At 61.5% G+C, this 11,398-nt stretch carries 9 protein-coding genes and 1 pseudogene; 8 read left to right on the top strand and 2 right to left on the bottom strand.

Translation table 11 applies throughout. The features are described 5' to 3' along the window. Window positions 1-496: 496 nt before the first annotated feature. The 3 genes from EOA86_RS07185 (at window position 497) to EOA86_RS07175 (ending at window position 3,230) form a co-directional block, all read left to right on the top strand. Window positions 497-1,300: a proton-conducting membrane transporter gene (locus EOA86_RS07185; protein WP_128341092.1), complete on the top strand. Its 804-nt coding sequence runs from the start codon at window positions 497-499 to the stop codon at window positions 1,298-1,300. A 173-nt stretch (window positions 1,301-1,473) separates the two neighbouring features. After that, window positions 1,474-2,619: an aminodeoxychorismate synthase component I gene (locus EOA86_RS07180; RefSeq protein WP_127211787.1), complete on the top strand. Its 1,146-nt coding sequence runs from the start codon at window positions 1,474-1,476 to the stop codon at window positions 2,617-2,619. Continuing rightward, on the top strand, window positions 2,568-3,230 hold the full coding sequence (locus tag EOA86_RS07175; RefSeq protein WP_127211788.1) for an aminotransferase class IV family protein: 663 nt from the start codon (window positions 2,568-2,570) through the stop codon (window positions 3,228-3,230). Before EOA86_RS07180 ends, EOA86_RS07175 begins: the two co-directional genes overlap by 52 nt. On the opposite strand, the gene aztD is transcribed toward EOA86_RS07175, so the two are convergent. Both aztD and aztC read right to left on the bottom strand, forming a co-directional pair. Next, window positions 3,146-4,576 (bottom strand): zinc metallochaperone AztD, encoded by a 1,431-nt coding sequence (gene aztD / locus EOA86_RS07170; protein ID WP_348633335.1) that lies wholly within the window; start codon window positions 4,574-4,576, stop codon window positions 3,146-3,148. The two genes, EOA86_RS07175 and aztD, sit on opposite strands and share 85 nt — an antisense overlap. Before the next feature lie 68 nt (window positions 4,577-4,644). Beyond that, a complete protein-coding gene (aztC, locus tag EOA86_RS07165; RefSeq protein WP_128341091.1) occupies window positions 4,645-5,631 on the bottom strand; it encodes a zinc ABC transporter substrate-binding protein AztC in 987 nt (328 codons plus the stop codon). 496 nt (window positions 5,632-6,127) lie between these two features. Between aztC and EOA86_RS07160 the strand changes: the two are divergent. The 5 genes and pseudogenes from EOA86_RS07160 to EOA86_RS07140 form a co-directional block, all read left to right on the top strand. After that, window positions 6,128-6,786 (top strand): annotated as a pseudogene (locus EOA86_RS07160) (GTP-binding protein); the annotation flags it as partial. 33 nt (window positions 6,787-6,819) lie between these two features. Then, the gene (locus tag EOA86_RS07155; protein WP_128341089.1) at window positions 6,820-7,080 is read left to right on the top strand and encodes a nitrate reductase; all 261 of its coding nucleotides are present in this window, start codon (window positions 6,820-6,822) and stop codon (window positions 7,078-7,080) included. 344 nt (window positions 7,081-7,424) lie between these two features. After that, window positions 7,425-8,870, top strand: a complete 1,446-nt coding sequence (locus tag EOA86_RS07150) for a homospermidine synthase (protein ID WP_128341088.1) — start codon at window positions 7,425-7,427, stop codon at window positions 8,868-8,870. A 198-nt stretch (window positions 8,871-9,068) separates the two neighbouring features. Next, window positions 9,069-9,443 carry a hypothetical protein gene (locus tag EOA86_RS07145; protein WP_065007649.1) on the top strand — a complete coding sequence of 125 codons (375 nt, stop codon included), beginning with the start codon at window positions 9,069-9,071 and terminating at the stop codon, window positions 9,441-9,443. 178 nt (window positions 9,444-9,621) lie between these two features. Beyond that, window positions 9,622-11,398, top strand: a 1,777-nt coding sequence (locus EOA86_RS07140; RefSeq protein WP_164891598.1) for a bifunctional UDP-sugar hydrolase/5'-nucleotidase, incomplete at its 3' end; no start/stop codon positions are given.

Here is an 11,398-nt window from a genome sequence, read left to right as displayed (position 1 = left end):
GCATCATTCCGAGCTCCTGGCACCCTTCGGCCTTGACGCCACAGACCCTGCCTTTTGGCAGATCGGACTTGGCGTGATCGGCGGGCTGATCGACGAGCTCGAAGCTTTGGACAATTGACGCACAGCGCTGAACATCCGGGGCTGACAGAACAGTTTAGCCGCAATGCATATTGAGACCATTCTATTCTTGGCCCTAAATATCTGTTCTTAAATAACTCTCCGTGGAATTTTTCCGTTAGCTTTCCGGAAGCTGTATGATAGCGTCCCGCCTCAAGCTCAGTCGGGCGCGGGGCTCAGGCCAGGAAAAAATCTTCGGTCCGGTCACGGCGCTTCGGCAAATGCGACAGCGGCCGTTGGCCATGGCAGGAAAAGCCGGTCGCCGACAGCTCGATCTAAGCCGGCTGTTCCGCGAACAGCGGAGCCACCATTGAATGGTCCTTGTGCCAAGGTCACCACTCCAGGCCACGGCAGATGGATCGGACTGGAGAGAAAGACAATGGGCACTTTTTTCTACATGCTCCTGGCGTTCCTGGTAGGTGTGTTGGTTGGCTGGTTCATCTGGGGACGCCTGCGTGGCGAGCTCGACAGCCTGCGCGGTGACATGGACCGCACGCGCAGCGAGCGCGACAGGCTGCGCGCCGACGCCGACCGCCTGACCGGCGAGCTGGAAGTATGCCGCGGCGCCCGCGCCGACCTGGCGCGCCAGTTGGGCGAGGCACAAGGCACCAAGACCGGTGCGACAAAGGCAGCAATCCCTGCGCCGTCGGCATTGATGGCGACATCCGCGCCGGCCAAGACCGCGCCGGCCAAGTCGACACCGGCAAAGACCGCGTCCAAGAACGGGCCAGCAAAGACCGCGCCAGCCACGACCACGTCCAAGAAACCGGCGGCCGCGAAGGCCGCGGCCGCGCCGAAGGCCAGTGCGTCGAAAGCGAGCGCGTCGCAGGCAAGTGCGCCAAAACTTCCCGCATCGAAAACGGGGGCTGCACCGAAGAGCGCTGCGTCAGCGGCAAAGAAAGCCGCGACAACAAAGGCGGCGGCTGGCAAAGCCAGCAATCTGCGCCGCCTTATCGGCATCGGCCCGGCCAACGAGCGACTGCTCAACGGGCTCGGAGTCACAACCTATGCGCAAATCGCCGCCTGGACGGCCGCCGACGTCAAGCGAATCGAGGAGACGTTGAACTTCGACGGCCGCATCGAGCGTGAGCGCTGGATCGAGCAGGCGAAACTGCTTGCCGCCGGCGATGAGGAGGAATTCGCGCGCCGCTTCCCGACCGGGGGAACCGCGAGCAACACCTGAATTGCCTGGCGGTATCGAGCACATAACAGACCGGCGGTGCCTTCGAGCTGCCGCCGGTTTGCTTTTGCACCAAGGCTGCCTTTGCGTCTTGAGACGCCGCTCTCTCGATTGCGCGCGTTCGAGCCCCCATATAGAGCGATAGCTGGCGTCATCGATCGCAGCATCCGAGTCCCATGCCCCTGCCCTCTGCAATTTTCAGAAATGACGAGCGCGCGCATCAGCTCGTTTTCGACCGTCCGGCCGACATCATCGTGGCGCATGAGGCGGAGGATTTCCTGCCGGCGCTGGAAATCGCCCAGGCCGCGCATGACGCTGGCAAATGGCTGGCCGGATATTTCTCCTACGAGGCCGGCTACCTGCTCGAACCGAAGCTCGTTCCGCTGCTGCCGGGCGGACGCCGCGCCCCGCTTGTCTGCCTGGGGATCTTCGACGCCCCTGTCGAACAGGCGGTCGTGCCCAGCAACGCGCCGGCGACCAACGGTCCGATCTTCGATGCAAGGGCTGCCTGGTCTTCAGAAGACTACGCAAAACGCTTTGCGCGGCTCCACAATCACATTCGCAAGGGCGATTGCTATCAGGGCAATCTGACCTTCCCAGTTCATGCGCAGTGGTCGGGCGATCCGCTGGCCGCCTTCGACGCGCTGACGCAGCGCCAGCCGGTGAAATACGGCGCGCTGATCGCACTCGGCGATCCGGTCGTCTTGTCGCGTTCGCCGGAACTGTTCTTCGAGGTCGACGCCGAAGGCATGATCGAGACGCATCCGATGAAGGGCACCGCCCCGCGCGGCGCGACCAAGGCGGAGGACAAGCGGCTGAAGGCGTTCTTGCGCAACGACGAGAAGAACCAGGCTGAGAACCGGATGATCGTCGATCTCCTGCGCAACGATATCTCGCTGATCAGCGAGGTCGGCACGCTGGAGGTGCCGGAGCTTTTCCGCATCGAGAGCTACCCGACCGTCCATCAGATGGTGAGCCGCGTGCGGGCCAAGCTCTTGCCCGACCTCACCATCCGCCGGATCTTCGCTGCGCTGTTTCCATGCGGATCGATCACCGGCGCTCCAAAAATCCGCGCCATGGAAATCCTGCACGACTTGGAAGCCACGCCGCGCGATGTCTATTGCGGCGCCATCGGCTGGATCGCGCCTGGCGGCAGGATGCGCTTTTCGGTGGCGATCCGCACCATATCGCTCTTTTCCAGTGGCGAAGCCGTCTACAATATCGGTGGTGGCGTCGTCTTCGATTCGACCGCCGAGGAGGAGTATCAGGAGTGCCTGCTGAAAGCGCGCTACGCGACGGGAACACCGCCGATTTCGAGCTGATCGAAACCATGCGCTGGCAGCCGGGCCAAGGCTTCCTCCGTTTCGACCGCCATTTGGCCCGCCTTTATGGCTCGGCAGCCGAACTGGGTTTTGCCTGCGATCCGCAGAAGGTCGGCGAGATGCTCAGGAACGCCGTCGACCGGCCGGACATGGCCTTGCGCACACGCCTCGTCCTGTCGCGCAGCGGCAAGGTAACGGTCTCGGCGCTGCCTTACGAGCCGCATGCAGCCGACAAGGTGTGGAGGCTGCAACTGGCGCGGGTGCGGCTCGATTCAAGCGACACGCTGCTGCGCCACAAGACGAGTCGCCGGGACACCTATCAGCGGGCGCGAGCCGAATATCTGATCAGCCGGGCCGACGAGGTGCTGCTGGCCAACGAGCGTGGCGAAATCTGTGAGGGCACGATCACCAATCTCTTCGCCGATTTCGGCGACGGCGCGCTGGCAACGCCGCGGCTCGATTGCGGCCTGCTGCCTGGCGTACTGCGCGGCGAATTGCTGGACGAAGGCCGCGCCCGCGAAGCAATCTACACCTTGGATGATCTGAAATCGGCCAAAGCGCTGTTCGTCGGCAATTCCCTGCGCGGATTGATCCCGGCGCGGCTGGGCTGAAAACGCAGCGAAAAGGCACCAGACGACACGCCCACGACTTTGTCTCGAGCATGGTTTTGCTTTGCGAGTTGGGAAGATGCGTCCGGCCCGGCAAGAATGGGCCGGACGCGCGGCAGCCGCTTGGGAGGAGCGACTATTCGCCTTCGTGGGATCTGACCGGAGCCGCCCACGGAAACGATGTTGAAGGGTTTGCCTTCGACAGCCATGTCGCCGGTTTTCTCGAACGATGTCGCATCAACGAGACGCAGCACGCCTTTCAAAGGATCCGTAACCACGATCCTGTCGCCGGCGACCGCGACGCGCGGCCTCGGCTCGCTCCAGTGACCGTCCATCGAATAGGGCTCGGTCAGCTTGAGCGAGTTTGCGATCTCCCCCTTCACCACGTCGAGTTGGTGAAGCTGGCCGTCCTCGGTGAAGACGTAGGCGAACTTCGCACGAACGGGATCGACCACGAAATGCACGCGGCGCGTCGGAAGGCTGATCAGCCGGAATGCGTCGCTCTCGACCGTCGGATCGATCAGCACCACCTTGTCGGCGCCGTAGTTGCCGAGGAAATATTGCAGGCCTCTGCCGCCGATCAGCGTCGTCGTTTTGCCGTCCGGCAGGCTGTCGGCATAGGGTAGGTGACGGATCGCCGGGGTGCCGTCGCCATCGGTGACAACAAGCAGACCGGTCGCGCAGGCGAAAGCCAGGATATTGCCGGAAGACGCCTCCCCGTGGAGGTCGGGGCAGGCGTGGATGCCGCCGATCGGCGCGCCGGCTTCGTCAGCGACCCTGATGCCGACCGGGAGTTCGTCCGGCTTTTCCCTGTTCGGCTCCGACAGGAGAACATGGGAGCCATAGGCGACTGCCACGCCGTGCTGCGGCGCGTCCGTCTTCACTTCCCTGAAATCCGATTTGCCTTCCAGAACGGCCTTCTCGGAGATGATGCGGGCGACACCTTCGCCGTCGAAAAAAGCGGCGAGGTCTCCGTCATGCTCGACGAAATGCGACGGCTTCTTGCCTGCGATCTCGACGCCGGCAAGCTTCGGCGCTTCGACGTCGATGTCGCCGTGCTCGCCGTGGTCCTCGAAGGAAATGCCGCTCGCGATCCCGGTAACGACGCCGGCCGCGCCCTGCACGGCGAACACGGTCCGGCCGCTTTCGCTCCGATGGAGCGATGCCGGCCCTTTGAGATGGAACGTGTCGAGCTTTTCGCCATCGACTGCATCGACTACGGTCACCTTCGGGTCCGCGTGATCTGAGATGAAGAGGCGCCAGGCGGTCACCTCCTCGGCATGGGCAGCACTTGTTGATAGAGACAGAAACAGCGCGATGGCCGTGGCTGACGCCCAATTTGTCCTCACGGTATTCTCCTTGAATGTTATCACATAACTGATTGTGGTCGACGAAGAGGCGGATTGCTCCGTGGCGGTCAGCTTCCGAGGATCGCGCCTTTCATCGTCGTGATGTTGTGCCGCATCATCTCGAGATAGGTCGCAGCCGGGCCGTTCCTATCCGACAGGGCGTCGGAGTAGAGTTCACCGCCGACTTTCAGGCCCGTCTCGCTGGCGATCTGTTCGATCAGGCGGGGATTGGTGACGTTTTCCACGAAGATTGCAGAAGCCTTGTCTTGCCTGATCTGTTTGATGAGGGCCGCGACGTCGGAGGCCGAAGCCTCAGATTCGGTGGAGACGCCCTCCGGTGCGAGGAATTTTATGCCGTATTCGTGCTCAAAATACCCAAAGGCGTCGTGGGATCTGATGATCGTGCGCTTGTCCTCGGGGATCTCAGCTACAGCAGCTTTGATCTCCGCTTCCAGTCCCTCGAGCTGCCGGCCGTATGATTGGGCATTGGCCCGATAGGTGTCACAGCCGGCCGCATCGGCGGCACAGAAGGCATCGGCGATGTTCTTCACATAGAGTTCGGCATTGTGCACCGACTGCCATGCATGAGGATCTGACTCGCCGTGATGATGGTGCCCTTCCTCACGGCCCTCTTCCGCCTCCGCGGCGTGCCCTTCCCCGCCCTTGGCGGCCTTATCCTGATCGTGGTGACCTTCTTCCTCGGTGTTGCGCAACACCTCGCCGCCTTTGGTTAACTCCACGACCGGCGCCTTCGTCGCGCTCGCCTCGACGAGACGCTGAAGGAAGCCCTCGAACTGAAGGCCGTTGACCAGCACCACGTCGGCAGAACCGACGGTGGCCGCGTCGGCCGGCTTCGGTTCGTAGACATGGGCGTCACCATTCGGGCCGACCAACGTGATGATGTCGACACGGTCGCCGCCGACATTCTTGGCGAAATCGGCGATGATCGAGAAGCTGGCGACAACCTTGAGGTTCTCGGCCGCGGCCACCGACGGGATGATTGGCAATGATGTTATGACGCCCACTACGGCGGCAAGCTTCAGCGTCCAGGACATTCGATACTCCTTCTGTTCAAGTGGCTCTGTGGGGACATATGCCGGACGCGTGCCGAGCACACTGCGCGCCGGCAAAGATGGAAGAATGTACGCCCGCCGACCGGATGACTGCCGGGCCGGATCATTCCGTCGGGATGGCTGTTGTAGCCCAGCGTAAGGTCTTGAAAGGTCACACCGACCGCCATTTGCTCCATCTCCGCGGAAAGCATCAAAGTCAGCCCCGCTCTTGACGATCCGTTATGTTATATTATCACGTTCGTCAATCGAAAACGTTATGTTATAACTCACGGTGACCGTTGTGCTCGAAACTGCGTGGAACACTAAGGAACAACGGATGCCTGGACGTAATCAGCAGTTGGTTCTCGGTGCGCTCGCGCGCTCCGAGCGGCCAATGGGGGCCTACGAACTGCTTGAACTCCTTCGCCAGGAAGGGGCTCCGCTCACCGCTACAGATCTATCGCGCGCTGGATCGGCTCATCGAGGAGGGCCTGGTTCACAGGATCGAGAGCCTGAGCGCGATCCGACGCGATCGTCACGGTCGTCGATGCGAAGCATCTCCTCGGCGAGTTGGATCATGCGCACGAGGCGCAGGAGCAACTCGCTTTCGCCGATATCGTCATACTCAACAAGACCGACCTGGTAAGGCCGATCGAACTCAATGCAGTGGAGGCGCGCATTCGCAGGATCAACCCGACGGCTGCAATCAAGCATTCCACACGTTGCAATGTTCCACTCGACGAGGTTCTGGATCGCGGCGCGTTCGATCTGAACCGTGTCCTCGAAGTCGAGCCGGACTTTCTCGACGCAGAACACGAGCATGAGCATGACGATCACGTCACCAGTTTTTCTCTCGTCACAGAAGCTTTGATCGATCCGGGCAAATTCTTGCCGTGGATCCAGATGATCACACAGAAATTCGGCATCGACATGCTACGCATGAAGGGCATCCTGGCATTCAAGGGCGATGACGACCGCTTTGTCGTCCAGGCCGTCCACATGCTGCTCGAAGGCGACCACCAGCGCCCCTGGAAAGAGGGGGAGAAGCGCGTGAGCCGGCTGGTGTTTATCGGCCGCAACCTGCCCAAGGGCGTGATTGAAGACGGCTTCCTCAAATGCTGTGTCGACGTGGACTCTGTAGAGGCTCTGAGTGCGTAGATTCGGCAAGGCGCCTTTGGGACAGGATTGTCTATGAAACGCCTCGCGAACCCACTCGCCCCGCGCGGGCTTGCCCTGCCGGAGAAGACCAGCCAGATCAAGGTCTGGGTTCGCGAGGCCCGCGGGCTCGATGGCGACGTCGTGGTGTCCGTCACGGAGCTCGTATGCCGCAAAGATGGCTGTCCCGACATCGAAACGGTGATCGGCATAATGCGTCCCGGCAAGAAAATCGAGACGATCCGGATTCACAAGTCAATCGCCGATGTGACCTCGCGCGATCTGCCGCAAGGGTGAATAGATTGGCGTATCCGCAGAATGCTTGGCCTGTAGGCCAAAGCTGTGAGCGCTTGCGGAAGAGTCGCCGAGGCATCGTGCTGCGACCCGGATCGGGAACCGTCGACGAGAGCTAATGCTCGCCGCATCTTTCGCCGCGCAATTTGCTGGCGCTCGACTTTGCCCAACGCGACTACAAGGTTCTGACGGCCACGATCGGCTGGTCGTCCTCTTAACCACGTGGCGAATGCGGCGTAGCTCGCGGTTTTTCGCTGGTTTATGACAATGATCTGTGGTTGTAGCGCTTGGCCGTCCGGCAAAGAACGCCCCGGCTTTTCAGCGTGTCTGAGGGAGTAATCGATAAAATGGCGAATGAAAACTGGCCCGTTTACGGCGAGATCACCGGCCCTGTCGTGATGATCGGCTTCGGCTCGATCGGGCGGGGAACGCTGCCGCTGATCGAGCGCCATTTCAAGTTCGACAAGTCCCGCATGACGGTCATCGACCCACGCGATACCGATCGCAAGCTGCTCGACGAGCGCGACATCACCTTCGTGCAGGATGCGGTAACCAAGAAGAACTACAAGAAGCTGCTGACGCCTTTGCTGACCAAAGGCGGTGGCCAGGGCTTTTGCGTCAACCTCTCGGTCGACACCGGCTCAGTGGATTTGATGCGGCTCTGTCGCAAGCTGGGTGTGCTTTACATCGACACCGTCGTAGAGCCGTGGCTCGGCTTCTATTTCGATACCAAGGCCGACAATGCCAGCCGCAGCAACTACGCGCTGCGTGAATCCATGATCGAAGAAAAGCACGCGCGTCCCGGCGGGGCGACCGCAATCTCTACCTGCGGCGCCAATCCAGGCATGGTCTCGTGGTTCGTCAAGCAGGCTCTGGTCAACCTCGCCACCGATCTCGGCCTCGAGTTCTCGGAGCCCGCGCAGCACGATCGCGAAAGTTGGGCCAGGCTGATGAAGAAGGCCGGCGTCAAGGGTATCCACATCGCCGAGCGCGACACACAGCGCACCAAGAAGCCGAAGCCGATGAACGTGTTCTGGAACACCTGGTCGGTCGAAGGCTTCATCTCGGAAGGGCTTCAACCGGCCGAACTCGGCTGGGGCACGCATGAGACGTGGATGCCGAAGAATGCCAAGAAGCACAAGCATGGCTCGAAGGCCGCGATCTATCTGGAGCAGCCGGGCGCCAACACGCGTGTGCGCAGCTGGTGCCCGACGCCCGGTCCGCAATACGGTTTCCTGGTGACGCACAACGAGTCGATTTCGATCGCCGACTTTTTCACCTTGCGCGGCAGGAAGGGCAAGGTTCAATATCGTCCGACCTGCCACTACGCCTACCACCCCTGCAACGACGCCGTGCTGTCGCTGCACGAGATGTTCGGTGCCGCCGGCAAGGCGCAATCCGTGCATCACGTGCTCGATGAAAACGAACTGGTCGACGGTGTCGACGAGCTAGGCGTGCTGCTCTATGGCCACGACAAGAACGCCTATTGGTACGGTTCGCAACTGTCGCTGGCGGAAGCGCGCAAGCTGGCGCCTTATCAGAACGCCACGGGCATGCAGGTCACGTCTGCAGTGCTGGCGGGCATGGTCTGGGCGCTGGAAAATCCCGAGGCCGGCATCGTTGAGGCCGACGAGATGGACTACAGGCGCTGCCTGGAATTGCAGTCCCCCTATCTGGGGCCGATCAAGGGCTACTACACCGATTGGACGCCGCTCGATAACCGCCCTGGTCTGTTCCCGGAAGACCTCGACAAAAACGACCCATGGCAATTCCGCAACATCCTCGTTCGATAGTGCAACATCCTCGTTCGATAGCAATGTTTCACTGCCTTGCAATCGCCTGGAAATCGGGCGATTGAAGGAAAGGTGGGGCCTAGAGCGACGTATGCGTCCATTTGGACGCATAAAGTATAGCGCTTTGAATGTACGCATCGTGCTTTCCGAAAAATCGGATCGATTTTCCGGCCGATGCGAGAGGAGAGGATTTTGATGATGACGATTGCGCGCAAACAGCTTTCGGCCGGCATTGTCGCGGCCGCTGCCGTCGCCTTGGCGGCGTGCACCACCGCCGGCCCGGGCGGGCCGTCATTGGCCACGCGCAACGCGGTCGAAGGCTCATGGATCGACGCACAAGGCACCGGCCTGTCGACCTTCGCCGCCGGCAGCTTCAATACCGTCGCGACCGACACCGGCCAGAAACTTGCCGACGGCAGCTACACCATGACCGGCGGTACTTCGGTCGCGATCAATGGCACTTCGCTGATCCGCCAGACGCCGATAAGCTTCAACTGCTTGTTGATCTCCACCTCGCAGCTTAATTGCACCAGTGCGAGCGGGCAGAACTTTGTGCTGACGCGACGCACCTGAGCCCATACTGAACTGCTTTGCAAAGGACGGCGGCTTGAGGACGCCGTCCTTTTTGCGCCGGCAAAGCTGGCCCCGATTCCGCTTGCATCACCTAAAACGCGATGTGAACATGGGCGAAAAGCTGGCTGTTATGTTCCAGTCGAGCAAGGGCGTTAAACAGGTCATCCGGGAGACGAAGATGAAGAAGATCGCCGCCATTGCCGCGCTGTCGGCGTCTACGCTTGGCCTGTCAGCCGGCGTGTCCTTTGCCGACTACACGCTGAACATCCTGCACATCAACGATTGGCATAGCCGCATCGAAAGCAACAACAAATATGAATCGACCTGCTCTGCCGAAGAGGAGGCCAAGGGCGAGTGCACCGGCGGCGCGGCGCGGCTGATCACGGCGATCGGCCAGGAGCGCAAGAAGCTGGAAGGTCAGAACGTGCTGCTGCTCAGCGCCGGCGACAATTTCCAGGGTTCGCTCTTCTACACCACCTACAAGGGCAAGACCGAAGGCGAATTCCTCAACCAGATGAAATTCGACGCCATGGCGGTCGGCAATCACGAGTTCGACGACGGCGAGGCGGCGCTGGCGCCGTTCCTGGATATGATCAAATTTCCGGTGCTCGGCGCCAATGTGAAGGCCAACGCGCAATCCAAGCTGGGTGACCGCGTGAAACCGTCGATCGTGATCGAGGTCGGCGGCCAGAAGATTGGCGTCGTGGGCGCGGTCACCAACGACACGCCGGAGCTCGCTTCGCCAGGCCCTAACGTCACGATCGAGGACGACGTCAAGTCGATCACGTCAGAGGTCGAGAAGCTGAAGGGAGAAGGCGTCAACAAGATCATCGCGGTCACCCATATCGGTTACAAGCGCGAGCGCGACGTCATCGCCAAGATTCCGGGTGTCGACGTGGTGGTCGGCGGCCACAGCCATTCGCTGCTGTCCAACACCGACCCCAAGGCTGAAGGCCCCTACCCGACGATGGTCGACAATCCGGACGGCTATAAAGTGCCGGTCGTCCAGGCGGCGTCCTATTCGAAATATCTCGGCGAGTTCAAGGTCGTGTTTGACGACAACGGCGTCGTCAAGCAAGCCAGCGGCGACCCGATCTACCTCGACAAATCGATCACGCCAGATCCCGCGGTGCTTGCCCGCATCAAGGAGCTCGGCGCGCCGATCGAGGCGTTGAAGAACCAGGAGGTCGCCGAAACTACCAAAGCGATCGACGGCAGCCGTGAGAACTGCCGCACCCGCGAGTGCGAGATGGGCAATCTCGTCTCCGATGCCGTCCTTGACCGCGTCAAGGACCAGGGTGTGGAGATCGTCATCACGAATGGCGGCGGTCTGCGCGCTTCGATCGACCAGGGCACCGTCACCATGGGCGAAGTGCTGAACGTGCTGCCGTTCCAGAACACATTGGCGACCTTCCAGATTTCCGGCAAGGATCTGATTGCCGGGCTCGAGAACGGTCTCAGCCAGATCGAGGACGGCGCCGGACGCTTCCCGCAGGTTGCCGGCCTGAAGTACTCATTCGACAAATCGGCTGCCCCGAATGCCGGGCGCGTCAAGTCGGTCGAAGTCATGCAAGGCGGCGCGTGGACCCCGATCAATCCGGACAAGGATTACCTGGTCGCCACCAACAACTATGTGCGCCAGGGCGGCGACGGCTACAAGGTGTTCGCCGACAAGGCCAAGAACGCCTATGATTACGGACCGGGCCTCGAACAGGTGGTCGCCGATTATCTCAGTGCACATCGGCCCTATACGCCGAAGCTCGATGGCCGCATCACCGAGATCACGGCCGCCGCCGCGGCGGAACCGGCCAAGGAACCGGCCCAGGAACCGGCCCAGGAACCGGCGAAGCCGGCCGAGGCTGCGCCCGCTCCGGCCGAGCCCGCAAAACCAGCAGAAACGGCTCCAGCCGCGACTGCGGAGCCAGCGATGCCCGAACCGCCGGCCGGTTCGGACG

The sequence above is a fragment of the Mesorhizobium sp. M5C.F.Ca.IN.020.32.2.1 genome, from assembly GCF_004023105.1.
Taxonomy (GTDB): Bacteria; Pseudomonadota; Alphaproteobacteria; order Rhizobiales; family Rhizobiaceae; genus Mesorhizobium; species Mesorhizobium wenxiniae.
This window is presented reverse-complemented; position numbering and strand designations above follow the sequence as displayed.